The sequence below is a fragment of the Bacteroides eggerthii genome (assembly GCF_025146565.1).
Taxonomy (GTDB): Bacteria; Bacteroidota; Bacteroidia; order Bacteroidales; family Bacteroidaceae; genus Bacteroides; species Bacteroides eggerthii.
In genome coordinates this window covers 2,647,684-2,672,527 of sequence record NZ_CP102258.1, presented here as the reverse complement: position 1 = coordinate 2,672,527, position 24,844 = coordinate 2,647,684, and the positions used below count along the sequence as shown (strand labels likewise).

23 protein-coding genes are annotated in these 24,844 nt (G+C 43.6%); 6 read left to right on the top strand and 17 right to left on the bottom strand.

The window, feature by feature from the left end; all coding sequences use genetic code 11:
• Nucleotide 1: 1 nt before the first annotated feature.
• The 10 genes from NQ546_RS10965 to NQ546_RS10920 all read right to left on the bottom strand — a co-directional run bounded on the left by NQ546_RS10965 (nt 2) and on the right by NQ546_RS10920 (nt 9,059).
• On the bottom strand, nt 2-1,078 hold the full coding sequence (locus tag NQ546_RS10965) for a glycosyltransferase family 4 protein (protein ID WP_004291091.1): 1,077 nt from the start codon (nt 1,076-1,078) through the stop codon (nt 2-4).
• Nucleotides 1,078-1,905, bottom strand: coding sequence for a glycosyltransferase family 2 protein (locus NQ546_RS10960; RefSeq protein WP_004291092.1), 828 nt, complete (start codon nt 1,903-1,905; stop codon nt 1,078-1,080). Before NQ546_RS10960 ends, NQ546_RS10965 begins: the two co-directional genes overlap by 1 nt.
• The gene (locus NQ546_RS10955) at nt 1,905-2,963 is read right to left on the bottom strand and encodes an EpsG family protein (protein WP_004291093.1); all 1,059 of its coding nucleotides are present in this window, start codon (nt 2,961-2,963) and stop codon (nt 1,905-1,907) included. Before NQ546_RS10955 ends, NQ546_RS10960 begins: the two co-directional genes overlap by 1 nt.
• Nucleotides 2,964-2,989: 26 nt before the next feature.
• Nucleotides 2,990-3,865 (bottom strand): glycosyltransferase family 2 protein, encoded by an 876-nt coding sequence (locus NQ546_RS10950; protein ID WP_004291094.1) that lies wholly within the window; start codon nt 3,863-3,865, stop codon nt 2,990-2,992.
• Between the two features lie 59 nt (nt 3,866-3,924).
• On the bottom strand, nt 3,925-5,079 hold the full coding sequence (locus NQ546_RS10945; protein WP_004291095.1) for a glycosyltransferase: 1,155 nt from the start codon (nt 5,077-5,079) through the stop codon (nt 3,925-3,927).
• Nucleotides 5,080-5,222: 143 nt separating this feature from the next.
• Nucleotides 5,223-6,770: a lipopolysaccharide biosynthesis protein gene (locus NQ546_RS10940; protein WP_004291096.1), complete on the bottom strand. Its 1,548-nt coding sequence runs from the start codon at nt 6,768-6,770 to the stop codon at nt 5,223-5,225.
• A gap of 239 nt (nt 6,771-7,009) precedes the next feature.
• The gene (locus NQ546_RS10935; RefSeq protein ID WP_004291097.1) at nt 7,010-7,237 is read right to left on the bottom strand and encodes a hypothetical protein; all 228 of its coding nucleotides are present in this window, start codon (nt 7,235-7,237) and stop codon (nt 7,010-7,012) included.
• Between the two features lie 77 nt (nt 7,238-7,314).
• A complete protein-coding gene (locus NQ546_RS10930) occupies nt 7,315-7,950 on the bottom strand; it encodes a sugar transferase (protein ID WP_004295517.1) in 636 nt (211 codons plus the stop codon).
• A 37-nt stretch (nt 7,951-7,987) separates the two neighbouring features.
• Nucleotides 7,988-8,470, bottom strand: coding sequence for a UpxZ family transcription anti-terminator antagonist (locus NQ546_RS10925; protein ID WP_004295516.1), 483 nt, complete (start codon nt 8,468-8,470; stop codon nt 7,988-7,990).
• A 55-nt stretch (nt 8,471-8,525) separates the two neighbouring features.
• Nucleotides 8,526-9,059, bottom strand: a complete 534-nt coding sequence (locus tag NQ546_RS10920; RefSeq protein ID WP_004292395.1) for a UpxY family transcription antiterminator — start codon at nt 9,057-9,059, stop codon at nt 8,526-8,528.
• Between the two features lie 664 nt (nt 9,060-9,723).
• Between NQ546_RS10920 and NQ546_RS10915 the strand changes: the two genes are divergently transcribed.
• The gene (locus NQ546_RS10915; RefSeq protein WP_004291099.1) at nt 9,724-10,041 is read left to right on the top strand and encodes a hypothetical protein; all 318 of its coding nucleotides are present in this window, start codon (nt 9,724-9,726) and stop codon (nt 10,039-10,041) included.
• A gap of 131 nt (nt 10,042-10,172) precedes the next feature.
• Entirely contained in the window at nt 10,173-12,002 is a 1,830-nt protein-coding gene (locus tag NQ546_RS10910; protein ID WP_004291101.1) for a BT4734/BF3469 family protein, read from the top strand.
• A gap of 51 nt (nt 12,003-12,053) precedes the next feature.
• Here NQ546_RS10910 and dnaB read toward each other — a convergent pair whose 3' ends face one another.
• Nucleotides 12,054-13,625: a replicative DNA helicase gene (gene dnaB, locus NQ546_RS10905; RefSeq protein ID WP_004291102.1), complete on the bottom strand. Its 1,572-nt coding sequence runs from the start codon at nt 13,623-13,625 to the stop codon at nt 12,054-12,056.
• A gap of 214 nt (nt 13,626-13,839) precedes the next feature.
• Between dnaB and ispE the strand changes: the two genes are divergently transcribed.
• A complete protein-coding gene (ispE, locus tag NQ546_RS10900; protein WP_004291103.1) occupies nt 13,840-14,670 on the top strand; it encodes a 4-(cytidine 5'-diphospho)-2-C-methyl-D-erythritol kinase in 831 nt (276 codons plus the stop codon).
• 1 nt (nt 14,671) lies between these two features.
• Here ispE and purT read toward each other — a convergent pair whose 3' ends face one another.
• Together purT and NQ546_RS10890 are read right to left on the bottom strand one after the other, a co-directional pair.
• The gene (gene purT, locus NQ546_RS10895; protein ID WP_004291104.1) at nt 14,672-15,838 is read right to left on the bottom strand and encodes a formate-dependent phosphoribosylglycinamide formyltransferase; all 1,167 of its coding nucleotides are present in this window, start codon (nt 15,836-15,838) and stop codon (nt 14,672-14,674) included.
• Between the two features lie 161 nt (nt 15,839-15,999).
• Nucleotides 16,000-17,517, bottom strand: a complete 1,518-nt coding sequence (locus NQ546_RS10890; RefSeq protein WP_004291105.1) for a DUF4301 family protein — start codon at nt 17,515-17,517, stop codon at nt 16,000-16,002.
• A 105-nt stretch (nt 17,518-17,622) separates the two neighbouring features.
• Here NQ546_RS10890 and NQ546_RS10885 point away from each other — a divergent pair, with 105 nt between their 5' ends.
• Both NQ546_RS10885 and NQ546_RS10880 read left to right on the top strand, forming a co-directional pair.
• Nucleotides 17,623-19,845, top strand: a complete 2,223-nt coding sequence (locus NQ546_RS10885; RefSeq protein WP_004295232.1) for a RelA/SpoT family protein — start codon at nt 17,623-17,625, stop codon at nt 19,843-19,845.
• A 48-nt stretch (nt 19,846-19,893) separates the two neighbouring features.
• The gene (locus NQ546_RS10880; protein ID WP_004291107.1) at nt 19,894-20,250 is read left to right on the top strand and encodes a diacylglycerol kinase family protein; all 357 of its coding nucleotides are present in this window, start codon (nt 19,894-19,896) and stop codon (nt 20,248-20,250) included.
• Nucleotides 20,251-20,262: 12 nt separating this feature from the next.
• Here the strand turns inward: NQ546_RS10880 and NQ546_RS10875 are convergent, their stop codons facing one another.
• From NQ546_RS10875 to NQ546_RS10865, 3 genes are read right to left on the bottom strand one after another with little or no spacing between them, the layout of a single operon-like run.
• Nucleotides 20,263-21,240, bottom strand: a complete 978-nt coding sequence (locus NQ546_RS10875) for an MFS transporter (protein ID WP_004291108.1) — start codon at nt 21,238-21,240, stop codon at nt 20,263-20,265.
• Nucleotides 21,221-22,042 (bottom strand): 3-methyl-2-oxobutanoate hydroxymethyltransferase, encoded by an 822-nt coding sequence (gene panB, locus NQ546_RS10870; protein WP_004291109.1) that lies wholly within the window; start codon nt 22,040-22,042, stop codon nt 21,221-21,223. The genes NQ546_RS10875 and panB overlap by 20 nt, the downstream gene beginning before the upstream one ends.
• 55 nt (nt 22,043-22,097) lie before the next feature.
• Entirely contained in the window at nt 22,098-22,745 is a 648-nt protein-coding gene (locus NQ546_RS10865; protein WP_004291110.1) for an HAD family hydrolase, read from the bottom strand.
• A 99-nt stretch (nt 22,746-22,844) separates the two neighbouring features.
• Here NQ546_RS10865 and NQ546_RS10860 point away from each other — a divergent pair, with 99 nt between their 5' ends.
• Nucleotides 22,845-24,218 (top strand): MATE family efflux transporter, encoded by a 1,374-nt coding sequence (locus tag NQ546_RS10860; protein WP_004291112.1) that lies wholly within the window; start codon nt 22,845-22,847, stop codon nt 24,216-24,218.
• Here NQ546_RS10860 and NQ546_RS10855 read toward each other — a convergent pair.
• Nucleotides 24,111-24,830, bottom strand: coding sequence for an ABC transporter ATP-binding protein (locus NQ546_RS10855; protein ID WP_021940105.1), 720 nt, complete (start codon nt 24,828-24,830; stop codon nt 24,111-24,113). The two genes, NQ546_RS10860 and NQ546_RS10855, sit on opposite strands and share 108 nt — an antisense overlap.
• Nucleotides 24,831-24,844: the final 14 nt, after the last annotated feature.

The window sequence follows — 24,844 nt, the reverse complement described above, 5'->3', positions numbered from 1 at the left end:
TTTACAATAATTTATCTAGAAGAGAACTCCAATATGAGTAAATATTATCAGGTGAGTATTTTTTTGAAATTATTGGCCCTTCTGCTGCGCATTTCCTTCTATCATTTTCATTCAATAGCATTTGGATTATTGCATTCTTCAGCCCAACAATATCATTCGGAGGAACTAACACCCCTCCACCATCTTTCAAAATATCTGACGGTCCTTCAGGGCAATCAAAAGAAACGACGGGCAATCCATAAGATATAGCTTCAATTAAAACCATTGGAAATCCCTCATATCTAGAAGACATGATAAACAATGAAGAAGAAATATACTCTTGTTCTATGTTATCAGTTACTCCACAAAATATCACATGGTTTTGTAAATGAAGTTTGTCCCGCAACCTTATCAAGTGCTTTTCCAAAACCCCACTTCCCCAAATGTGCAATCTCCATTTGGGAAAAAGTTTAAAAACATCAGGTAAAGCTTGTAGAAGCATGTCATATCCTTTTTGAGGTTCTAACCGGCCAACAGAAATCATTTTTAAAGATGATATATCCGATTTCTTTTGAGGATTAGAAAGAACTGGATTAGGAATAACATATACCTCGCTCAGATATCTATCAAAATGCCTTTTATCATTCTGAGTTAAAACTACAACCGCCTTAAATTTTTTATATATAAGAAGCCTTAGTCTTCTAACTATTTTTGAATAATAATTATAGTAAACATGCTCACATGCCACGACATTCTGTTTCTTTCCTATCAAATATAAAATTAGATTAACAGGAAATCCCTCTCCCATAATGATATCAAAATTATTCACTTTAAAATATCGTTTAGCACATGTAAGTATCAACCCAAACATACAAAGTCTTAGGATACCTCCTTGTTTTTTCAATGCATATTGATAATGAGAAAGAGATATTATTTTCACACTTGAATTAAAATGATAATTCATTTTCTCATGAGCCCTAAACAATGAAACAATAGTAATATCATGACCACGTTCTACAAAAAGATTACTTAAGATACTTAAAACCCTTTCAATACCTCCCGCCGAGGAGATATCTCCTACTACAAATGCAATTCTCATTATGATATCTTTCTTAATATAATAGCGTACTTTATCTTCACAATTAAATAATCAAACCAGCCAATATTATTTATAAAATGAACCATCTTATATGAACACCAATTAATACGAAGCGTTTTACGAATGTTTTTTACTTTTTCCCATAGCATATTTTTAGGATATCCAATAGCTCCTATTTCATTCATACCATGCTGGCGATACCAAATCAACGGCTGAGAAACATACCCAATTATTCCTTTTTTTGCAACAGACAAGGCCACCCAATAGTCATGTACCCAACCTTTATCACTAATGGGTAATGACACTTTCTTTGCCGCATCATTAAACAACATAGTGCATCCGGCCATAGGACAAACTCCATTCAAATATTTTAAAGCAATGTCAGGAACTGTTTTCGTTATTTTCCACACAGACTCTGCAATAACATCCAATTTATGATTTACCAAAACCAAATCTGTAAAAACTAAAAGTGGAATTTGTAAAGTATAAATATCCTCCAATTCATTCATACGTTTCATTGACATGGAAATCTTATTTGACAACCATACATCGTCTTGATCACAAAACATATAATAGTCAGCATGCACTTGTGACAATAAATACATAAAACTTTTGAAAACGCCTATGTTTCCTTGTGTATCTTTTAACAAATATATATTGGGATATATATGTTCATAATTCTCAAGTATAGAAACTGTTTGATCAGTGGATCCATCATCACGAATATAGATATCAAAGGCTTCATATTCTTGATTTAGTAAGGAATCTATTTGCTCCTTTAAATATTTCTCACCATTAAAGGTAGACATCAAAATTGCAAGTGACATTATATAGGTATTATTTTATCATAAAACACTACTATTCCCATTATTATAATCGCATACGCAACAACTATACTTTTAGCAATCATTCGTGGTTTAAAAAGATATGTAAGCCAAGGAATTACAATAATTTCAACGATTAAAAAAAGTTCCTTACCGCGACCTGCAAGAACTGGGAATGTTGCAAAGAACACATAAAAAGCTAATGCGTATATATATATTTTAATCAATAAATATGCATATGAATTATATTTAGCAATTTCTCCTACCTTATTAAGTAACAAATACGCAATAATACACTGCACAATATGTACCCAATTAAAAACATTGATGTCAGAAGCCACACTATCACCTATTTCTTGTAATTCCAAATATGTATCTATTTTAGCCTGAATGAAGTTTATAGGTAATAATTTCAACAATGAAATAACCTTTATACCTGTAAAATAAAAGACGTATGACAATGGAATTAAGAATCCATACAAACGTTTATTGATAGAATGACAATTAAAATAATAAAAAGGAATTACCAAAAGTGCCGATACATGAAACATGGTCGCTATAAGCACAAAAAACAAAAACTTTTTTATATTTTTCTCATATATATATATATAACTTAATAATACTAACCCAGAAGCTACTCCAATACGGATTTGCGTCATCTCATGAAGCATAAAGAAACGACTAACATAAACTAATACGGACGATAAAACTAATGTTGATAACTTACTTATAGCAAGAAACTTGCAATACAGGCCCAGAAAAGCATATATGCAGAATAAAAATATATACCCCCCATCAAAACTATGAATAATCTGAGAAATCCACTTAAATGTCGGTTCAACAAGTGCATCCTGATAATGATTAAAATATGATATATAAACATCATAGTCACTTAATTGTACCCCTCGCGAATCAATATAATCACCATCCCTAAAAGCAGCAAAAAGAAATAACAATAATCCAACGGAGGAGAATACGATATTGATGTCTCTATTTTTTTTCGTTGGTATGAAGGATAGAAAACAAAGCAAAATAAAAAGAACTATAAATTCTAAAAACATATCTACAAATACAATTAACCTGTCGATTATAGATTTGTTTTTAAACCACCAAAAACACCTTTCCGAGCATCTTTCCAACCTTTATAAATAGCGAGTACTTTTTTCCACTTATTAGGTTCATAAAGCAATATCATTATAAACTCCTTATAATTTTTATATTTTTCCCTACGAATCCAATCTCTAAATTCATACTTATATTTATCAAACAAATAATAACGGTTACGAGTTATATAATACCTACGCACCACAGAATGAAATGTAGGAGTCATTTTGATGAACCCTAAAAAATATTTCCTTTTACAGTCTCCCAATCGATGTAAAAATAATGCAGTGTTCAATTGAATGATTTTATATTTAAAAAGATGCAGAGATAGGCAAAAATCTGTATCAACAGAGTCTATAAATAATTTATTTTCGAATCCACCTATTTCCTCATATGCAGCTAAGTTTATAACATTACCTGATGATATTACCACATCTACATATTCATATTTCGGTATCAAACTTACTTCAACTGTTTCGTCAGTAAAAATTGGACGAGCGGCAACAATTCCTAAATGCTTATTTCTATTGTCATATACAAATGACATCAATTTATTTACCATTGAAGGAGTCGCTTTACTATCCTGATCCATTGTCATTAACCAATCATACCCGGCCTTTATAGCAGAGATAGCAGCATAGTTCAATGCATATGCAATACCTTTATTCCCTCCTAAATTTATATACTCAATATGATTTATTGAAAGAAAGTATTCCACGATTTTTGAACTTAGTGAAAAATCGGAATTATCTATAACATAAAGTTTATCAACATCATTTATATACGATGAAATATTTAACAGTAAACTAATTTCATCCGGATTATAAAGAATAACTGTAGCAGCAACACGAATACACATATTAATATAAATACAAATTTAGCAATATAATCTACGACCGAACCCGATCAGAACCACATTCATTGATTTATTTTATCTATTATGCAACTCATCAATTTAGCAAAATCAATTTCTTGCTTTTTTCTTATCTTTGTATATTGTTCGTAACTTAGAGATTGATAATATTGATATTCTTTATGTAATTGTACTATTTTAAAAAATAAATCATTTTCATAAAAAGGAGAAAAGTATAATACTGCATTTGATAATATTTCAGGCATAGAACAGACATTAGAAGTTATTACCGGTACTGAATACTTTAAAGATTCGATAGGAGGATATCCAAAACCTTCTGTATATGACGCATATATTAGTGCCCAGGCTTTCTGATATAAATTTTCCATATCGGAATTAGACACATAGCCCAAAGCTATCACATTTTTTGTTTCAACTTGCATATTTAAACCAGTAACCACTATATACATATTAGGAAAATTGCTAACCACTTTATCAATACATTTATTCAACACATTGAAATTTTTATTATCTCTATTCGCATTTACAAATAATAAATATCTTTTTCCTGACGAAAAAAGATTCTGTATTGTTACATCATCAATATTATCACAACGAATATAGCTTTTTGGCGGCGGATACAATACTGTTATATTTTTCACTTTCAATTCGGGAAAAAAATACAATATAGAACTTGACGAATAATTAGAAACTGTGTATAAAGAAACATTTGCTTTCCCTAAAAATTGTCTAATATTACCGTACTGTTTTAAAACTCTATTTTTAGTAGAATATTTACTCTTCTCATTCCAATAGTCAATAGTTAATTTTATATAGTTTTTTATTGTATGCTTATACATAAAATGGATATTATTCTGGGTAATTTCAATATCGCCAATATCATGCATAACACATATTACTTTGCAGTATATATTATTCAAATCATATGGATTATATCTTTGAATAATACCTATAAATAAAATATCAATTTTGCAGACATTAATTATATTTGACAACTTCATCTTTCTAATATCAAACATTTCTATTTGTTTAGAAAACTCATCAAAGTCATTATCTATAAATAATAATTCTGAATCATATACGCCATATATATTAATTGAGTTGCATAGCAGTAATTCATCAAATACCTTTTTAACATACTCTCCACCCCCACTACGATAATCTTGTAACGAGATTAAATCAAATAGTACATTAGTCATATCATTCTTGATCAAAAGATTTTTAGTAAATTCTAAATAATTCCCTCCTCACTTTCAACAAGGTTTTAAATGACGCCCTTCAGCCCACTCATTCCAAGTTAAAAAAAGAAGATTGTCATTAAATAAAACCAGCTTATCTCAACTTACGAACACTTATTCATTAATAACGACTTGAAACGCACCGTTAATGAACGAAAAGCATTATCCCCTCCTATGAACAAGAAAAAGCTGAATATGGAATAGCAAGCCAAAAGTTTTAAAGCATATAAGCCCCATTGTCCATAAGAATATGTCGGTATTAATAAATAACTATCTGATAGAACAGAAATGCAAATAAAAGAAATGGCTATCAACAGGAAATACTTTAAATGTCGCACTACATATTCCAGTATATTCTCCTTGAACCCATACCTGTACAAAAAAATAGGCTTCCACCCACAAACTATGAGCAACAGACTGATAATGACGCCAGACAAAATGCCAGATAACCCCCAAAAATAGCCTAACACTACAGATAACCCCAAATTAAGCGCGGCTTCCATCATAGGTGCCCAAACATCTTGAAATAAACCATAGGCAAACAGGAAAGTTTCGTTCGTCCGTGCCAAATTAATAAAAGTAATGCCTATTAATATGAAAAATGCAGACTGATTTAACACAAACTCCTCGCCCACCCACAAAGAAATAAAACTATGAGCTAATTTATACATCCCAAAACAAGCAATAGAAGCAAGCCATATTCTCAAGGAAGTCAATTCCCAAAACACCCGCTTAATACACCGTTTGTCACCTTCTGCAACTAAACTACCCACCCCTGCATTCACGCTCCGTAACAATGCATCCATTAATAAAGAAAGCCCTGTCACTATAAGCATGTAATTGCCATAAATAGCAACCAAAGTCAAGGAAGAATAAGCATAGATAATCAAAGGGCTGGTCTGGAGAAGGACAAATCCTGCTATTTGATGAAAAAATACCTGCTTGGTTTTACTGATAATTTCTGGATAGATTCGCCTTAACCGATCTCCATCATTCACTACCGTTTTTAACCATGGATATTCCCGCTTCAATAACTTATCTAAAGCAATAGCCGTAGTGACCGACATCAGCAACTCTAAAATCATCCAATGCACATATCCATTGCTCAAATAGCTGATAACAAATATTTGCAGGATTACTTTTATAACCTTAAAGCCCTGTATATTCAGCGTTATCTTATATTCCTTTTGGTCAGCAGTCAGCACTATCTGACGATAGTTGACAAAGTAGCTTAGGAGAGTACTGACCAACAGAACGGAAAACGAACCGTAAGCATACCACAAAGGAACTTCTGCCTTTTCAAAAATCAACGGAAAGAAACACATCAAAATGCAGGCACCAACTATTACCACGTATGCCACCCGCCGATAAAGCCATCCTTGTACGGAAACAATTTCATTTATAACTTGCGTATTCTTTTCATAAATAGGTTTGTAGAGCGTAAAAGCAATAGCACCGCCAATTCCCAACTCCGCCAGATTCAAAAAACCTATCAGGTTTTGCGCCGTAGTGTTCAGTCCCAGCACCTCCGCTCCCAAATAGTCCAAAAAGACTTTGCGAGAGAAGAACTGAAGAACTAAATTAATGAAATAAAAGATAAGGGCTACCTTCGCATTTTTGATGCTCTTGGCAGTCCGGGAAGATTCAGACACGTGAAATATATTTATATTAAAACATTTTATAACAGACTATTTGCTTTTAAAGCATTTACCAAAATCTGATATATATTTTCAAGAGATTACTTCGAATTAAGAATAGAGATAATGATAATTTTATCGTCAGATTTTGTATAATAAATAACACTTGGGGGGTATTGACTAAATAGCTAATTTCTATTCATTCACTCTATTTAAAAGAGAAATCAAGTCTTCTGTCGCAGAAAACAACCAATTTATTTCCATCCCATTCGCCTATCAATCAAGTCTTCAACCTGTTCGTGAGGAATACCTCGCCCTGCCTTACATTCTGCGATGGCATGTTCCGCAAGTTTCTGCATAAAATCCACAGGTATAGATGCAACGAAATCATCCACACTGCGAGCGGTTTCATACATCATCGACGCTTCACTCGCCATCTGATTTTCCGTTTTCTGCTCTTCGTATGGTTTGGATTTGCTCATAACTTCCTAATTTTATTCAAAGATATACTGAAATATCGAGACTTCCTAACAGGATTCTGCTTATCTCAGAAAATAGTTTAGAATTTCTTCCCGAACACTATATTCATAAACGTCATAAAAAGTATCTTGATGTCAAAGCCCCAAGAACGGTGTTCCAGATAGAACAAATCGTAACGCAGACGGCGGAGCATTTTCTCCAAAGTATCGGTATAGCCATTGTAAAGAGTGGCATATGATGTGACGCCCGGACGGATCTGGAACAAATAACGATAGCGAGGATCCTCCTTCATTATTTGGTCGATAAAGAACTGACGTTCGGGACGGGGACCGATAAAGGCCATATCACCACAGAACACGTTCCAAAGCTGGGGAAGCTCATCCAAGTGGTGGTCGCGAAGAAAACGGCCTACTTTAGTCATACGGGAGTCTCCCTCACCGGCATACAGGGCCGGGCCATGCTTCTCAGCATCCAGCTTCATACTGCGAAACTTATAGATGTTGAAAGGACGACCGAAACGCCCGATACGCTCCTGCTTGAAGATAGCGGGACCACCGTCTTCACGCTTCACCGCTATATAACAGAGTAAAAATAAAGGAGAAAAAACAATAAGCGCGCCAAGGGCCAGAATACAGTCGCCGATACGCTTTACGTTACGCTCAAAGGCATTCATTCCGTCGGGAATGAAATGATCATCCTTCTCAATTGGTTCCATAAAAATATAAAAGTCTTAGTTTAGTTCTATTTTCTTCCTATTCTATCACTTCGTAAGGATAAGGATTCTCCTCAATGTTACGAAGCTCTTCAATGATCTCGGCCTGTCCGGAGGACAACGAGGTATTGTCCCAGCTCCCTATTATCTCGTGGGCTTCACGAAGCAGGGCCTCTTCATAGACCTCACCATAGCAATAAGTGAGCAAGCGCACTTTCAGCAAGGAGGCGGGAAGCTGTTCGAGCACCTCAAAAGCACGATCAAGCACAGACTGCTTATTACGCTCCTTATTACCGTAGTCATAAATCGTGGCATTATAACCTAAAAGGAGAGCCAGACAGAGATTGGCCTCTTCATCGGAGGTGCTACCCCGGAGCAAGAAAAGAGAATCGCACTCCAGAAGGACATCCTTATTCAAACGGCAAAAGGTGTCTGAATAGATAGGCTCACCGTCTACACCAAGATAAATCAGCTCGTGAGCCAAACGCTGGAGCTCAAGAGCACGAGAAGTCAAATTATTCATTGAGAAAGGGATTTTGATGGAATATTATTGTTTCTTGAAAACAATGTTTGAATTATTACTTGATTATCTTCAAATAAGATTTGGGAACCTTGACACTTGCGGTCAGGATGTCCTTGATACGGATAACGACATACGTCCTGTTGGCATTTGTGGCAACCTCGCCTTCAACACCGGTGAGATCGCCCTTGACAACACGCACCCTGTCGCCTACAACAAGGGAGCCATTGTCGAAGCTGACACCGTCGGGATTCAGGTCCATCACGAACATGAAATCGGACATCTGTTTGTCCGGAACCACAAGCATGGAACGGGTGAAGAGGTCTTTCATATAGAAAAGACGCACGCCATAGACATTGGAAAGGTCGCAGGCCGTCTGCTTGGTGGTACGGATAAAGACCAGATTGCGGATGACAGGGACTTCACTGCGCTTGCGGCGGTACTTCAACTGGGAAACCACAATACGGGTGGGAAGGTAATAATCGACATCCAAATGCTCCTCAGACTTCAACCGGGAAAGGGATTTGCATATGGCAAACTCCTGCTTGTCACGAGTGCGGGCAGCAAACCAATATTTCTGTGTTTCAGACACTTAAAAGTAATATAAGTTAAAGGAATCCTTCGGATTAGGGTGCGCTTCGCGGTTTGAACGGGACATTTCTGACCATTCAAACCGTACGATGTTAGTTTAGCGTCTATAAAGTATTGCAAACGAATGAGTTAAAAGCAAAAAGTGTTTTTTAGACGTTCGTTTAAAAAACACCCTTTAAGAGTACAAAAGGCTTCATTCTATTTTTGCAAAAAGCCATAACAAATCTCCAATTTGAAGCCATTTTCAACCTATTAGTAATCAATAGTATACCTGCAATATTCAAAGAGATTTCCATTTTATTTGAAAAAATATTTTGTAATGTCATTTCTTGACGTTACCTTTGCGTCTATTAAACGAACGTTTAAAAAACACTTCCCTCCCCCTTACTTTAATTCCTTTTTCGTTAATATAAGATACGCGCGCAGGCGCATCATTCTTTTTCTTTTATAAAAGTGTGTGTTACATTAATATAACAACAGGGATAGCTACCTCCCCCTATCTATAACATCACAAACACACTTTCCACAAAAAGGAAATTATTGGAATAAAGAAGAAGATGCAATGCCACTATTTGTTAACTTTGCATCCGATTTGTTAGCAAATTATAAATAAACACTTTTCTAATTGTGACTATCATGTTAAAAAAACTCCAATTGAAGTGAAGATGCTTCAGGAGGCAGACATCCAAGTGATTTACCGTAAAGAAAGCGAAAAAACGCGACTCGTAATAGAGGTATTATCGCAGACACACAAGCGCTTACGCGTGAAGTATGCGGATCGGAAAATATTCCTATCCCCTTTTATACAACTGCTGATAAATCCTACAAAGACGCATGGACTGCAAGGAGTCAGGCAATTGTCGAGAACGCTGCACCTGCTCGTAGACTTCATGGATGCGGACGGAGGAGCCAACACTCTGAACCCGGAGTGCATTGAAGATGAGATATATAAGTTATACAACGAACTATATCCCGTAATGTGAGAAAAAAGGTAATAAAGACATCGCTATCAAATTGTAGAAAAAACGGCTTTTCGCAGGAAAAGCCGTTTTTGGTTCATAGCGATATAATGCAGACTTTTGCAGCGCCAATAAGGCAAACTAAAACAAAATAAATGGAAAGTATTTCAGTAATCACCTATCGTGGTTTCAGCACCGTCAACGGAGAGACGACACTCGCGCAGGACATGGCGGACATCAAGAACGGCAAATATGCCAGACTAATCATCAAAATTGCCTCCCTCGTGATACAGGGCAAGACGGAAGAAGCCAACAACGTAAAGAAACAACTGCCTTTCCGAACTCTCACAGCAAACTATCGCGAAAGAAGGTTGGCATACGGCATTATCCGCTACAATCCGGTTATCACCCTCGACCTCGACGAACTGGAAGAAGATCGTCTGGAAGCCATACGGAGCCTGATCAACAACGACCCGAATACCTTAGGCAGCTTCCTGTCTCCCAAAAGGCATGGTTACAAAATTTTCGTGTTCAGGCAGACCGAATATGCATGCCGGCTACGCGCAGAGCTGCTGCAAGGAGAAATAGACTACGGGGGTCTGGAAGAGGTACACTCGAAACTGTACAACGATGCCAAACAATATTACGAGGCATTGCTTGGAACGGAGATAGACGGCAGCGGCAAGGACATATCGAGAGGCTATTTCATCTCCTACGACCCGGAAGCCTATCTGAACACGACATTGCAGCAACAAATAGAACCATTGGCAGTCCACATCATCGCTCCCGAAAAAGGAGCGAAAAAACAGCCGGTAAGAAAACCTGCCGGCATAGAGGTGTGTCCCCGCACCGCAGCTTCTCCCCTGCCCGAAGCAGAGCCCTGGGAGAAACTGCTATTCTCCAAAGCGGTGACCGCCGTAAAACGCAGCATGAAATTCAAAAAGGGAAACCGTAACAATTTCCTCTTTGCGCTGGGGAATAAGTGCTATGCCAAAGGACTTGACGAAGAAAAAGCCATCGGGCTGGCGCAAAAGGACTTCGGCAAAGATGACCTCGATGTCCGCACACCTTTGCACAACGCCTACATCTACACTGACAAGACTACCGATACCACCACCCGGAAAGAGGATAAGCAACCGGTCATCAACCGCGTAATGGACTTTCTGCAAGCACACTACGGCATACGCCGGAACATGATTCTGGACCGTCTGGAATTCACCGTCTGCAACGAGTCTTCGACTTCCTCCGCAGGCTACCGTCCCATGCGGGGAAAAGATTATAACTCCATATTCGTGGATCTCCAATTGGCAAGCATCTCCTGTTTCCAGAATTTCCTCAAGGCAGTGATAGATTCGGACTACGCCAAAGAATTCAACCCCTTCACCGACTATCTGGACAGGCTTGCGCCCTGGGACGGGACGGACTATATCGGCCAACTGGCGGAAACCGTACAGACCGAAGACCAACCGCTATGGACAGAAGGTTTCCGGAGGTGGCTCGTGGGAATGGTGGCATGCGCATTGCGCGAAGACGAGATGAATCAGCTTGTGATTATCCTTTACAGCGAACAGGGCAAAGGAAAAAGCAGTTGGATTCGCCACCTGCTGCCGCCCGAATGGAAAGAATACTTCTACAACGGCATCATAGACCCTGCCAACAAAGACCATGAACGGTTATTGTCCACACGCATCATCATCAATATGGAAGAGTTTGAAGGCGTGAAACCGGGAGAACTCTCCGCCCTGAAAAGGATTATCGCGCAGGACAACATAACACAGCGTAAGGCTTATGACGTAGAAGCGTTTACGCTGGCGCGACACTCCTCGTTCATCGGCAAAAGATTGACTTCTACGATCTTGAAGTCCTGGCAAACAAAACAGACGGAGAAGGCGGCACATCCGGCGGCGGAGGAGTTGACGGAGGCGAAGAGGAAGACCCGCTGGGCTGAGAATATTCCCCGCTCAACGAACGGATCTCGGAGCTAATGCCATGAATGTGTAAGAGGGCCCCCTCTTTTTTCCGGGTTCTTTCCTCAATCAAAACGGCAACGGCCCGTCCGTTCCCACCCCGCCGAACGGATTATCGGTTTGCGGCAGGTAGTCGGCGGAAGACGGTGGTGGCGTAGAGGGGCTGCCTATGGGTGCATTCATGCGCGAGCCGAAAGTAGCTCCTCCTCCACCCTCGGTGGGTGGAGGAATAATCATATCGTCCTCCGGATTCTGGAAACGGGTGTACTGTCCGATAAAGCGCAGGCGCACATCGCCCACAGCACCGTTACGGTGCTTGGCTATGATGATTTCTGCCATACCGCGCAAATCGCTGCCGTCGGCAGATGTATAAATCTTATAATATTCGGGACGGTGGATGAAACATACCATATCGGCATCCTGCTCAATGGCTCCGGACTCACGAAGGTCGCTCAACTGCGGACGCTTGCCCTCTTCCCCTTCACGATTCTCCACTCCACGATTCAACTGTGACAGGGCGATGATGGGAATGTTCAGCTCCTTGGCCAGTCCTTTCAATGAACGCGAAATCGTGCTGACCTCCTCCTGACGGCTACCGAAAGACATGCCGCTGGCGTTCATCAACTGAAGGTAGTCGATGATTATCACCCTTACCCCATGCTCGCGAACCAGACGGCGGGCTTTGGTGCGAAGTTCAAAGACGGAAAGCGAAGGAGTGTCGTCCACGTAAAGCGGTGCATCCAGCAGGTCGCGCAACTTATAGTCCAACTGCTGCCATTCGTAGTCGGCAAGCTGTCCGCTCTTAATCTTCTCACTCGGAATCTCGCACACGTTGGAGATGAGACGGTTCACCAACTGCACGTTGCTCATTTCAAGGGAGAACAGGGCGACGGGATTGCGGAAATTCACCGCAATGTTCTTTGCCATGGAAAGCACAAATGCCGTTTTACCCATAGCAGGACGGGCAGCGATGATGATGAGGTCGGAATTCTGCCAGCCGGAAGTCATCTTGTCCAGCTTCGTAAATCCACTCTCCAAACCACTCAAACCGTCGGTACGCGCGGCAGCTTTCTGAATAAGGTCATACGCTTCGGCAATAACCGGATTGATCTGCGTGTAATCCTTCTTCATGTTCTGCTGAGAAATCTCGAACAGCTTGCCTTCGGCCTCCTGCATCAGATCGTCCACGTCGAGCGTCTCGTCGAACGCTTTGGACTGGATGTTGCTGGTGAATGTTATCAGCTCGCGCGCCAAAGCCTTCTGGGCAATGATGCGGGCATGATATTCGATGTGTGCAGAAGATGCGACTTTGCTGCTGAGCCGGGTTATATAGAACGGACCACCCACCTCTTCCAAGTCTCCACGCTTGGCAAGCTGCTCCTTCACCGTAAGAATATCCACCGGTTTCTGGTTGACTGCCAAGTCCGTAATAGCGGAATATATCAGTTGATGCCGATGCTCATAAAAAGATTCGGGACGGAGAATTTCGCTCACCAGTGAATAAGCGTCTTTCTCGATCATCAATGCACCGAGCACAGCTTCTTCCAGTTCCGGCGCTTGCGGCTGTATGCGCCCGTAGTCGTTGACGGGTTGGGGCGTTTTAGCCTTCGGAGTACGTGTAGTTCGTCTTTGTTCTGCCACTTTTTTTGAATGTAAGAATTAAAAATTATGAAATAACAGTCCGCCTTTTCAAAAGGGAGAGCAAAGATAAACGATTTTATTGATAGCTATCCAAAAAACGTTGTTAAGTTTTCAATCTACTATGAACAGAATTCATTAACTTTGTCTCCGGAGTTCATTTTAACGAGCTGTTTGTTATTTTTTTAATTTTCAATTCTTAATTCTCAATTGAACAATGCTGACCTTTCCGAATGGCAAAATAAACCTGGGACTGAATATTACGGAGAAACGTCCGGACGGATACCATAACCTTGAAACCGTATTCTACCCCATTCCCATTGAAGATGCGCTGGAAATAAATCTGCTGCATGAAGGCAGTAGAAAGTATTGCCTGCACCAAGCCGGCATCGAAATAGCGGGTGAAGCGGAAAACAACCTGGTGGTGAAGGCTTACAAGCTGCTGGACGAACTGTTCGACCTGCCACCGGTGGATATCCACCTATTCAAGCATATCCCTTCGGGGGCGGGACTGGGTGGAGGTTCGGCAGACGCCGCGTTCATGCTGAAACTGCTGAATGAAAAATTCAACCTCGGCCTAAGCATTGAAAGCATGGAAGACTATGCCTCCCGACTGGGTGCTGACTGCGCTTTCTTCATCCGGAACGCGCCTACTTATGCGGAAGGAATCGGCAATGTATTCTCGCCTGTCTCCTTATCGTTGAAAGGGTTTCAGCTCTGGCTGGTGAAGCCGGATATATTCGTTTCTACGCGGGATGCCTTCTCACAGATAAAACCGCACCGTCCGGAACGGCCACTGAAAGAGACGATACAACTACCCGTTGAAGAATGGAGAAACTGCATGGTGAATGACTTTGAGGAGAGTGTATTCCCGCAATTCCCCGCTATCAGGGAAATCAAAGAGGAAATGTACAGGCAAGGTGCTGTATATGCGTCAATGAGCGGTTCGGGCTCATCGGTCTATGGGATATTCAAACCAAACGCCTCCTTGCCGGATATAGATTTCGGCAAGGAAGCGTTTGTATACAAAGGAAAGCTGGTTGTGTGATTTAGTACACTTCCACCTTTCCTGCAATTCGTTTGGCTTTATCGCGCAGCGCGTCAAGATCGCTATCCAGCGGCGCATAGCACAATACAACTCCCATGCGGCGATTGACGCGGGTGGTCGGCTTGCCGAAGATACGCAAGTAGGTGTCTTCTTCTTTCGTCACTTCCTCCATGCCCCGGTAATTGGGACGTTCCTGACTGGCAATGGTGGAGAGAATGACGGCGCTTGCACCCATCCGTTCTTGCTTGATGTTCGGGATAGGCAGGCCAAGAACGGCGCGACAATGCAGTTCAAACTCGTTCAAGTTCTGTGTCCCTGCCAAAGTAACCATACCGGTATCGTGCGGACGCGGAGAAAGTTCGGAGAAGTAAACGCCGTTCTCATGGCTCAGGAAAAACTCCACTCCCCACAAACCGGCCCCTGTCAGGGCACGCGTCACTTTCTCTGCCATTTCCTGCGCTTCCTTTAAATGAGCAGGATCAATGTGGGCAGGCTGGAAACTCTCACGATAGTCACCACCTTTCTGCACATGGCCGATAGGCGGACAGAACAGGGTGGGCCCGTTCTTCTGGGTAACCGTCAACAGGGTGATTTCACTGTCGAACTTGATAAACTCTTCGATAATCAGCTCTTTGATGTCACCACGACTGCCGTTGCAGCCATATTCCCAAGCGTGCTCCAGCTCGTCGGCACTCTTCACAAGCGACTGTCCCTTGCCGGAAGAAGACATCAACGGTTTCACCACACAAGGGAAGCCGATCTTTTCGGCGGCAGTTTTCAGTTCGTCCAAAGATTTGGCATAGAAATATTTGGCGGTTTTCAGTCCCAGTTCTTTGGCGGCAAGATCGCGGATGGCTTTACGGTTCATGGTAAAGTTTACTGCGCGCGCACTGGGCACAACCTGAATTCCTTCTTTCTCAAAGTCGTACAAGCGCTCCGTACGGATAGCCTCAATTTCCGGTACGATAATGTCCGGCTTGTGTTTGCGTACTACACGTTCCAATGCGTCACCGTCCAGCATGCTGAACACTTCACATTCGTCTGCCACTTGCATGGCAGGTGCTCCGGCATAAGAATCGCAGGCAATGATGTATTGGCCTTTACGCTGGGCGGAAATCACAAATTCCTTACCCAGTTCACCGGAACCTAACAGTAAAATCTTTTTCATCTTCAGTATCAGTTATTATAGAATTACGGCAAAGATAGGGAGAAAAAACGATATAAAAAGAAATACGGGAAGTTAACTTCATTCTCCCTATGAAGTCAGCTTCCCGCAATTATGATGTCGGCAAACAGTCACCTTTATTTCAGTGAAACGGCCTCCCCCTCTTATTGATGTTGCTCTCTCAACAAATCGTTGACAGTCTTGACCGGATTGAATGTAGTGAGGGGCACTTCCACAAAGACTGTATTCCAATCGCTCATCGCACCGTTCCAAAGTCCGGGAAGTTCCAGTGCTTTAAGGTCTTTACCGTTCTTCGACTTATAAGAAATGAATCCGGTGGCCTTATCCACATACTTCACCAAATCGAACTTGTGCCCTTTATAGTCGCGTACGGCACAAACCAAGTCCACCGGATTGAAGTGCGTGCCTTTTTCAAACATATCCTTCTTCTCCGGATCGTTCATGTCAATCTGTGAGCTTTCGAGAATTTGCAGAGAGATTGTGCCGTCGCTGTTATAAGCAAGGAACGGACCGCCACCCGGTTCGCCCACATTCTTCACCATACCGCAAACACGCATCGGACGGTTCAGCTTGTTCTTCAGGTAAATCACCAGCTCGGCATCTTCCAAGTTCTTTGTCTCCGGATTCTTGCAGAAAAGTTTCTTTTGCACGAACTGCAAGATGTCGAGCACCTGCTCATGCGTGTATTTACCGCTGTCCAGCAGTTGCAGGTAGGCAAATGCCTGCTGCTGCAAAGTGATGAGCACACCGGCTATCAGCTTCTTGTACAATACGGTATCACCTTTCAGCTTATCGGGCACTACATTATCTATGTTCTTGATGAAGATTATATCGGCATCAAGATCGTTCAGGTTTTCAATCAACGCGCCATGCCCACCCGGACGGAACAGGAGCTTGCCGTTATCGCGGAAAGGCTTGTTCTCCATATCGGCGGCAACGGTATCGGTGCTCGGCTTCTGCTCGGAGAAACTGATGTTGTAGTCCACACCGTATTTCTTGGCATAGGCGGCCGCCTTCTCGTCCACCAGCGCCTTGAACAATGCACGATGTTCGGGAGATACGGTGAAGTGAACATTCACCTTGCCGTTCTTATTGGCCGCATAAAGCGCACCTTCCACCAAATGTTCCTCCAGCGGAGTACGGGCGCCGTCTTCGTATTTGTGGAACTTCAACAGCCCTTTCGGGAGCGCACCGTAGTTCAGCCCTGCCGACTCAAGCAATGCAGCAACCACTGCCTTGTAATCTCCGGCAGCCAGCAATGCGGGAATGTCCTTACCGGCTGTTTTCAGGCAAGCGGCGTTCAAGTCATCATAGAAAGCAAACTTCTCGATTTTCTCAAAGAATGTTTTCTCGAACCCCGATTGGGGAGCGTCGTAGTCTGCTCCAAGAAATTCAAACAAATTCTTGAACATACGGCTTGCTGCACCCGATGCAGGAACAAATTTCACAACAGTCTTGTCCGTCTGGGTGTATGTTTCCCATGCATCCAAGTATTTTTTCTGTTCATCGGCATCCGGAGCAAGGATACCCTGTCCCACAGAAGCGGCGGCAAATAATTTCAAATATGGAAATCCTTTCTCGAAGCATGCCAATTGCTCGGCAATCTGCTCTTCGGATATGCCTTTTTTAGCAAGCAGTTCTTTGTCTTGGGGTGTTATCATAATATCTAATTTTATTAATTGATGCCCAAAAATACAAAAAAAGCACAAGTGCCGTCAAGAAAAGGAAGAAAAAAACTACCTTTACAGCAGAAAATACGGACGATTATGGAAACAGATGAATTTTTCACTACCGGAGAGAAGCGTTTGCTCTTCGTTCTCTACCGAAAATTGTTACAGCTTTCCGGAGACACGCTCCACAAAGGCGATTGCAAAAAACTGAAAACACATCTTGTAAACTCTATACAGAACAACCGCATACAACGGGATATTTTCGGTCTGAACCCCATTATCAAAGATATGCAGACCGCCGTCATCGTAGCGGAAGAAATAGGAATGAAGCGGGCATCCATTCTGGGATTGATGCTCCACGACTCCGTACGTTGCGGCACCTGTACTTCCGAAGAAGTGGAACGGGGCTACGGCGAAGATGTGGCAGGTATCATACGGGGCCTGATCCGGGTAAACGAACTTTACTCCAAAAGCCCCACCATCGAGTCGGAAAACTTCCGCAACCTGCTGCTGTCATTTGCAGAAGACATGCGCGTCATACTCATTATGATTGCCGACCGCGTGAATGTCATGCGGCAGATAAAAGACAGCAGGAATGATGAAGCACGCAAGCAGGTTGCCAATGAAGCCGCCTATCTGTACGCTCCCCTCGCCCACAAGCTGGGACTGTACAAGCTAAAATCGGAACTGGAGGATCTTTCACTGAAATATACGGAGAAAGATGTTTACTATCATATCAAAGAGAAACTGAACGAAACAAAGGCCTCACGAGACAGATACATAGCCGCTTTCATCGCTCCCGTCCAAAAGAAACTGGAAGAAGCGGGGCTGCACTTCCACATCAAGGGACGCACCAAATCCATCCACTCCATCTATCAGAAGATGAAGAAGCAGAAGTGCCCTTTCGAAGGTGTATACGACTTGTTCGCCATTCGCGTAATTCTGGACTCCGAGATCGAAAAGGAGAAACTGGAATGTTGGCAGGCATACTCCATCGTAACGGATATGTACCAGCCCAACCCCAAGCGTTTGCGCGACTGGCTGTCTGTGCCCAAAAGCAATGGCTACGAGTCGTTGCACATCACCGTAATGGGCCCCGAAGGCAAATGGGTGGAAGTGCAGATACGCACCGAACGTATGGACGAAATTGCCGAACGCGGCCTTGCAGCGCACTGGAGATATAAGGGAATCAAAGGTGAAAGCGGTCTGGACGAATGGCTTACTTCCGTACGTGAAGCGCTGGAAAACTCCGACAGTAGCGGACTGGAAACAATGGACCAGTTCAAGCTGGACTTATACGAAGACGAAGTGTTCGTCTTCACTCCCAAAGGAGACTTATTTAAGCTGGGCAAAGGTTCCACCGTACTCGACTTCGCTTTCCATATCCACAGCAAACTGGGCTGCAAATGCATCGGAGCAAAAGTAAACGGCAGGAACGCACAGCTGAAGCAGATACTGAACAGCGGCGACCAAGTGGAAATCATGACTTCCAACACGCAGACCCCCAAACAGGGCTGGCTGAACATCGTCACAACTTCCAAAGCACGCACCAAGATACGGCAGGCACTCAAGGAAATGGCTGCCCGCCAGCATGCATTTGCCAAAGAAACACTGGAACGCAAATTCAAGAACCGGAAAATAGAATATGACGAGGGCACGATGATGCGCCTCATCAAACGCCTCGGCTTCAAAGTGGTGACGGACTTCTATCAGAGCATCGCCGACGAAACGCTCGACGTGAACGACATCATAGACAAGTACCTTGAACTGCAGAAACGGGAAAACGATACGCACGACGACATCGTCTACCGTAGCGCCGAAGGTTATAACCTGCAAGCAGCCGCCCTGCCCGAAGAGACAAATGCCAAAGAGGACGTGCTCGTCATCGACCAAAACCTGAAAGGGCTGGACTTCAAACTGGCACGTTGCTGCAATCCAATCTACGGCGACGAGGTATTCGGCTTTGTCACCGTAAGCGGCGGTATCAAAATACACCGTTGCGATTGCCCGAACGCGAGCGACCTGCGCGAGCGTTTCGGATACCGTATCGTAAAGGCACGCTGGGCGGGTAAATCCCAAGGGACCCAGTACCCCATCACACTGCGTGTAGTGGGGCACGACGACATCGGTATCGTAACGAACATCACTTCCATCATCTCCAAAGAAACCGGAATCACGTTGCGGAGCATAGGCATAGATTCGCACGACGGCTTGTTCTCCGGTACACTGACCATCATGGTGGGCGACACCGGACGTCTGGAAGCGCTTATCAAGAAATTGAGAACGATAAAGGGAGTGAAGCAGGTTTCAAGAAACTGAGTTCAAGTGATTCATCACCAATCATTCATCACCAATCGCCAACTGCTCATGAAATATGATTTAAAAAAACAACTCCGCAGCTTCGGTTATGCTTGGAAGGGTATTCAAAGCTGTGTAGGCAAGGAACAAAACCTGAGTTTTCACTTGATTGCTGCGATGGCAGTAATCATAGCAGGGATTGTTTTGGGAATTACACGTACCGAATGGATAATGGTTGTGATGTGTATAGGGACGGTTATCGCAGCCGAACTGTTCAATACCGCCATTGAGAAACTGGTAGACTTGGTGTCTCCCGAACGGCATCCCGTTGCGGGCCAGGTGAAAGACATTGCCGCCGGAGCAGTGCTGATATGCGCTGTTGCGGCGGCAATTATAGGGTTGATTATCTTTATACCGTATTTTTAAGGGCCTGTTTTTTTACCTTACCCTTTTTTTCTTATAATAGGGATAGGTCAATAGTGCGAAGAAAAAGATCGCGAGTATGGTAGCTACGCCGGCAGCATGATAGAGCAGATATGCATCGGCCAACCGGCAGGCGGTTGCAAGCCCAGCCAGAAGTCCCGTTTCCATAGCCAAATAGCACGTCGTATTGGCCGTACCTCTTTGGCAATGGTGCGACAGCTTCACAAACATCTTTGTGAAAGGCATTGTCAGGCATACCAATATCACCAATGCTAAAAGCGCAATGTAATCTCCTATGTACAATAAGGGCAACAATACCCCCGGAACAAAAGCAATCAGCAGCATGTTCAGCGCCGGAACCCATGCACGCGGCAGCAGGAAACGGTCCATGCCACACAACCTCATACCGATAGGCGCACGAAAAGCGACATATACCCTCGAAGCTAAAAACATGCTGAAAGCCCCTGCGGCAACAGCCAGATAGACAACCGTACGGAAGCCATAGAAATCGAACAATAAAACACCTGCTCCCGCTCCTATCAGCATACCCAACCTTGCCGACCATGCGTATACCATATTTCCCGCACTGCGTCTTGTAGATGCTGTGATGTCGATAGCCACCGTAATGCCGGCCGTCGTTGCCAGCCCGAAACATGCCCCTTGCACCGATGCAAGCAGCAAGAGCTTCGCATAACTGTCTGCAAAGACATAGCCTGCCGTTGCCGCCAGCATGATAAGGGTGGAATAAAGCAATACGTTCTTCCGCTTGTACTCATCGCACAGGAAGGCATGGAACGGCCCTACCGCGAACATTGCCGCCGCAAACGCCAGAAATATAGTCCCCGTTTGAGGAAGCGATATCCCCACTTGCTCCGGCATCACAAACGAAAGTACGGGAAAGAGCATGTAGGCAGATGCAAACAGCAGCAGGTTTGCTATGCACATCCGCCAGAAGTTCAGCGTCATAAGTCCGTTAGTACTGTTCTTTCTCATTCGGGAAGTCTAAATTCTTCACATCGGATATGTAATGGCTGATAGCGTCCGTCATCACTGTATGAAGGTCGGCATAGCGACGCAGGAAACGGGGACGGAACCCATTGTTCATACCCAGCATGTCCTGAACCACCAATACCTGTCCGTCTACCCCGCCACCGGCTCCGATACCTATAATAGGAATAGTCAGTTCGCTCGACACGCGCTCTGCCAGCGCAGCGGGAATCTTCTCCAATACAATGGCAAAGCATCCGGCTTCTTCCAGCAAATGAGCGTCACGTATCAGCTTTTCCGCCTCCGAATCGTCTTTGGCACGTACTGTATATGTTCCATATTTATTAATGGACTGCGGCATCAGTCCGAGATGTCCCATGACGGGAATACCGGCACTGAGGATGCGTTTCACCGTACCGATGATCTCCTCTCCGCCTTCCAGCTTCAAAGCATCCGCATGGCTCTCCTTCATGATACGGATGGCCGAAGCAAGGCCTTCCATTTCATTTCCCTGATAGGAACCGAAAGGCATATCCACTACCACCATTGCACGCTTCACACCACGAACAACGGACTTGGCATGATAAATCATCTGGTCGAGTGTTATCGGCAGCGTAGTCACGTTACCCGCCATTACATTGGAAGCGGAGTCTCCCACCAAAATAACGTCCATGCCGGCGCCATCTACAATCTGCGCCATGGTATAGTCATAGGAAGTCAACATTGATATTTTTTCGCCTCTTTGTTTCATCTCAACAAGGCGATGCGTAGTTACTTTACGAGTGTCGTCTGAAATATATCCAGCCATAATGTTTAGTGTGTTAATGATTTTAAATTGCGCGCAAAGTTAGTGCTTTTTCCCATTACTTGTGCACTTGAAGCATTTTATCGTAAGTGAAGCCCCTAAAATCATCCAATACACAATGGCATAAGGGAGCAATGGACTCACGAGGATTTGTCGTGGCCAACCCTATGACAGTAGCTTCGGATGCCATGCCCGCTTTCAGTCCGTTAAAGGAATCTTCGAACACATAAGTGGTGTCAGGTGTTGTTCCGAACACTTCCATTCCAAGCAGGAAACAATCGGGAGCCGGCTTGGACCGGGTAAACATTTCCGCCGTAAGGATACGGTCGAACATCGTTCTCACTTCAGGACGGGCGCGATAGACAGCAGCCATTTTCTGGTCATTGGAACTGGTGACAACCGCCATTTGCACATGGTTACGGCGCAAATCGGCAATAAAATCAAGCACACCGGGAATATAATCATAATCCATTTCTTGTTCAAAGCGTATAAGGGCAGCGGTGATTTCCTCCTGTTCTTTCGCTTTTCCGCCAAAAAAAGTATCGTAGATGTAGGTCAGCGTCTGACCTTTCACGCGGTTTTCCAAATCGTCCATACCCAGATAATCGACACCAGCTTTATGCCAAAAGAAAGAATACTGTGCTTCAGTATCCATGATCACTCCGTCAAAATCAAAAAGGACGGCTGTTGTTTTTATTGTATCCATGATTAAAACAAATATAATATTCAGCCGCAAAGGTCTGAATAATCATCGAACTGAGCAAATATTTCCTATCTTTGCAGATGCTTAATTGACGAATATCAAATGAATGATCCGCATATTTTAGGAACCGAACGAATCGACAAGCTTCTTGTACAGTATTCTATTCCTGCCATTATCGGAATGACAATCACTTCACTGTACAATATCATCGACAGTATATTTATCGGTCATGGCGTAGGCGCCATGGGTATTGCCGGACTTGCCATTACTTTCCCGTTGATGAACCTGGTGGTTGCTTTCTGTACACTGGTTTCGGCAGGCGGTTCTGCCATTTCGTCCATACGGCTGGGGCAGAAAGATATGGACGGGGCAGCGGAAGTGTTGAACAACACCCTGATGCTCTGCCTGGTCAACTCATTCCTGTTTGGCAGCATCTCTTTCTTCTTCCTGGATGAGATCCTGCGTTTCTTCGGGGCCAGCAACGACACCTTGCCCTATGCGAGGGACTTTATGCAAGTGATCTTGCTGGGTACTCCCATTACCTATACGATGATCGGGCTGAACAATGTGATGCGCGCCACCGGTTATCCCAAGAAAGCCATGCTGACCTCAATGGTTACGGTGGTCTGCAACATCATACTGGCCCCTGTCTTTATCTTCCACTTTGACTGGGGCATCCGCGGTGCGGCAACGGCAACTGTCATCTCACAGTTCATCGGTATGGTGTGGGTAGTGAGCCATTTCCTGCAAAAGACAAGTATCGTACGGTTGCAGCCGGGGTTCTGGAAAATGAAAAAACGCATTATCAGCAGCATATTCTCCATAGGGATGTCACCGTTCCTAATGAATGTAACGGCGTGCGTCATTGTAATCATCGTCAACAACAGCCTGCAACATTACGGCGGCGACATGGCTATCGGAGCATATGGCATAATGAACCGGCTACTGGTGCTGTATGTAATGATTGTATTAGGGCTGACTATGGGTATGCAGCCCATTGTCGGCTATAACTTCGGAGCACAGAAACACGACCGGGTAAAGGCAACCTTGCGCCTGAGCATCATTGCAGGCGTATGCATCACCAGCACCGGCTTTATCATCTGCGAACTGTTTCCGCATGCCGTATCGGCAATCTTTACGAGTGATGAGCAGTTGATTGACATGGCTTCAAGAGGAGTACGCATCGGCATAGCCATGTTCCCGCTGGTGGGTGCGCAAATCGTTATCGGCAACTTCTTCCAAAGTATCGGCAAAGCGAAGATCAGCATATTCCTGTCCCTCACCCGGCAACTGCTATACTTATTGCCGGGATTGATTATCCTCCCCCGCTACATGGGACTGGATGGCATCTGGACCTGTATGCCCGTATCAGACTTCTTTGCTTTCGTTACGGCTGTCATCGCGCTGTGGATATACATAAGCCGCACTCGCCACTATACTACCGTCAAACAGGTGCACCGTACGATGTGCAAATGATGCATCATGCCGGGAGTGCGTCACCATGACAATGGTAGTGCCCTCTTTGTTCAATTCGGTCAGCAAAGCCATCACCTCCGCACCGTTCTTGGAATCCAGGTTACCGGTAGGCTCATCGGCAAGAATCAACTTCGGGTTCGTTACCACAGCGCGGGCAATGGCCACACGCTGCTGCTGTCCGCCGGAAAGTTGTTGCGGGAAGTGCTTGGCCCGGTGACCGATATTCATCCGTTTCAGAATATCATCCACCATGCGTTTGCGCTCTCCGGCTTTTACGCCCAGATATGTGAGGGGAAGTTCCACATTCTCGTAGACGTTCAGTTCGTCTATCAGGTTAAAACTCTGGAACACAAATCCCAGTTGGCCCTTGCGTACGCGGGTACGCTCCTTTTCTTTCAAATCCGCCACTTCCTGCCCAAGCAGCTTATAACTGCCCTCCGTAGGATTATCCAACAAACCGAGTATATTCAGCAAAGTGGACTTGCCACAGCCGGACGGCCCCATAATGGCTACAAACTCTCCCTCTTTGACTTCGAGGTTTACGTGATTCAGTGCTACCGTCTCTACTTCCGAAGTACAGAATACTTTACTGATGTTATTAATTTCAATCATAATATCCATTTTTA

Coding starts and splice junctions, on each gene's coding strand:
- NQ546_RS10965 (WP_004291091.1), bottom strand. CDS start 1,078: ATGAGAATTGCATTTGTAGTAGGAGATATCTCCTCGGCGGGAGGTATT.
- NQ546_RS10960 (WP_004291092.1), bottom strand. CDS start 1,905: ATGTCACTTGCAATTTTGATGTCTACCTTTAATGGTGAGAAATATTTA.
- NQ546_RS10955 (WP_004291093.1), bottom strand. CDS start 2,963: ATGTTTTTAGAATTTATAGTTCTTTTTATTTTGCTTTGTTTTCTATCC.
- NQ546_RS10950 (WP_004291094.1), bottom strand. CDS start 3,865: ATGTGTATTCGTGTTGCTGCTACAGTTATTCTTTATAATCCGGATGAA.
- NQ546_RS10945 (WP_004291095.1), bottom strand. CDS start 5,079: ATGACTAATGTACTATTTGATTTAATCTCGTTACAAGATTATCGTAGT.
- NQ546_RS10935 (WP_004291097.1), bottom strand. CDS start 7,237: ATGAGCAAATCCAAACCATACGAAGAGCAGAAAACGGAAAATCAGATG.
- NQ546_RS10930 (WP_004295517.1), bottom strand. CDS start 7,950: ATGGAACCAATTGAGAAGGATGATCATTTCATTCCCGACGGAATGAAT.
- NQ546_RS10925 (WP_004295516.1), bottom strand. CDS start 8,470: ATGAATAATTTGACTTCTCGTGCTCTTGAGCTCCAGCGTTTGGCTCAC.
- NQ546_RS10915 (WP_004291099.1), top strand. CDS start 9,724: ATGCTTCAGGAGGCAGACATCCAAGTGATTTACCGTAAAGAAAGCGAA.
- NQ546_RS10910 (WP_004291101.1), top strand. CDS start 10,173: ATGGAAAGTATTTCAGTAATCACCTATCGTGGTTTCAGCACCGTCAAC.
- ispE (WP_004291103.1), top strand. CDS start 13,840: ATGCTGACCTTTCCGAATGGCAAAATAAACCTGGGACTGAATATTACG.
- purT (WP_004291104.1), bottom strand. CDS start 15,838: ATGAAAAAGATTTTACTGTTAGGTTCCGGTGAACTGGGTAAGGAATTT.
- NQ546_RS10890 (WP_004291105.1), bottom strand. CDS start 17,517: ATGATAACACCCCAAGACAAAGAACTGCTTGCTAAAAAAGGCATATCC.
- NQ546_RS10885 (WP_004295232.1), top strand. CDS start 17,623: ATGGAAACAGATGAATTTTTCACTACCGGAGAGAAGCGTTTGCTCTTC.
- NQ546_RS10880 (WP_004291107.1), top strand. CDS start 19,894: ATGAAATATGATTTAAAAAAACAACTCCGCAGCTTCGGTTATGCTTGG.
- NQ546_RS10875 (WP_004291108.1), bottom strand. CDS start 21,240: ATGAGAAAGAACAGTACTAACGGACTTATGACGCTGAACTTCTGGCGG.
- panB (WP_004291109.1), bottom strand. CDS start 22,042: ATGGCTGGATATATTTCAGACGACACTCGTAAAGTAACTACGCATCGC.
- NQ546_RS10865 (WP_004291110.1), bottom strand. CDS start 22,745: ATGGATACAATAAAAACAACAGCCGTCCTTTTTGATTTTGACGGAGTG.
- NQ546_RS10860 (WP_004291112.1), top strand. CDS start 22,845: ATGAATGATCCGCATATTTTAGGAACCGAACGAATCGACAAGCTTCTT.
- NQ546_RS10855 (WP_021940105.1), bottom strand. CDS start 24,830: ATGATTGAAATTAATAACATCAGTAAAGTATTCTGTACTTCGGAAGTA.